At 68.0% G+C, this 1,288-nt stretch carries 1 protein-coding gene and 1 tRNA gene; both read right to left on the reverse strand.

Translation table 11 applies throughout. The annotated features are described in order from the left end of the window. Positions 1-837: 837 nt before the first annotated feature. The gene (locus tag BIV57_RS23185) at positions 838-1,029 is read right to left on the reverse strand and encodes a hypothetical protein (protein WP_071658822.1); all 192 of its coding nucleotides are present in this window, start codon (positions 1,027-1,029) and stop codon (positions 838-840) included. A 122-nt stretch (positions 1,030-1,151) separates the two neighbouring features. Further along, positions 1,152-1,223, reverse strand: a tRNA-Val gene (locus BIV57_RS23190). Positions 1,224-1,288 lie beyond the last annotated feature (65 nt).

Genomic DNA, 1,288 nt, shown 5'->3' on the forward strand with positions numbered 1-1,288 from the left:
ACGTGCTCCCCGCGGACGCGGGGATGGTTCCTGTGCGTGCAACTGCGCATTCATGATGCGGTGGCGCTCCCTGCGGACGTGGGGATGGTCCTGCTACGAACGCCGGCGTTCTCTCGCACACGCAGCATCCTCGCGGATACGGGGATGGCCCGGGAGTTGCACTTCGAAAGTACAAGCGAGGATGGCCATTCACCAGTGGCGGTGAGCTCGGTCGCCGAGTAGTCGCGCAGATCGTGCAGCCGGGTGCTGGCCATGCCGAGCGAGCGGGCGAGGCGGCCGTACCGTTGGGAAACGCTGTTCTTCTTCAGCGGCTCCGAGCCGTCCGGTTCGAGCTAGAACACGAAGGCGTCCGGGCCGAGTTGGGTGTCGAGCCTGCGGCACCGGTCCGAGAAGCGGTCGTGGTGGAGCCGGAGCAGATCGGCGGTGATGTCGTCGAAGGCGATGCGCCGCAGCCGACGGCTCTTGGTCTTCTTGAGCCGGTTGCGGGCGGTCGTGGCCTTGCGGAGCGTGATTACCTTGGCGTCGAGGTCGAGGTCGCGCTGGCGCAGCCCTCACGACAGCCGGTGACGGCGACCAGGAACAGCAGGGTTCCCCAATCGAGGTCGAGGCGCCAGGACTTGTTGAGGCCGCGGCGAACTCGGCGGTCGACGGCGGGGTGGGCTCGGGGACGTCGTCCTCGGGTGCGTCGACGCGATCGAGGGCCGGCTTCAGGATGTAGTGGAGCTTGCGGATGTATCCGCTGGACAGCGGCGCGCAGTGGTGGACCGCCCCAGTCTCCGGGTCGATCCGCCCTTCGCGCCGGCCGCCGCACATCTCCCGGCACCGCCGGAGCGGGGCTTAGTACAACTCGACGGCCTCCGGCTCGAGTCGGTGCGCCTTGACGGACCCGAAGGTGGGCTTGAGGTAGCAGCGGATCGCGATCCCGTTGCGGTCGCGGGTGCTCTCCTCGACCTCGTTGACCTCCAGCCGGCGATCGAGGACCTCCCCGACGGTGGCGCTGGACTTGGTGTGGCGCTGCTCGTCGATCAAGCCGCGACCGTGAGGGTGGATGCTGCCGCACTGTCCTCGTCTGGGCATGGAAATGACGGTACTGATGACCACGACAAACCAGCCGGCCCCCGCTGATCAAGGGACCGGCTGGTTGGACCCGGTGGGCACGGACGGTTTCGAACCGCCGACATCTGCCTTGTAAGGGCAGCGCTCTACCCCTGAGCTACGTGCCCGGACGGGTGCGAGTGTAGTCGACGAACGTCGCGGGGCGCGCTCACTCGGTCGGGGGGTTGGCGGG

This window comes from Mangrovactinospora gilvigrisea, assembly GCF_001879105.1.
Classification (GTDB): Bacteria; Actinomycetota; Actinomycetes; order Streptomycetales; family Streptomycetaceae; genus Mangrovactinospora; species Mangrovactinospora gilvigrisea.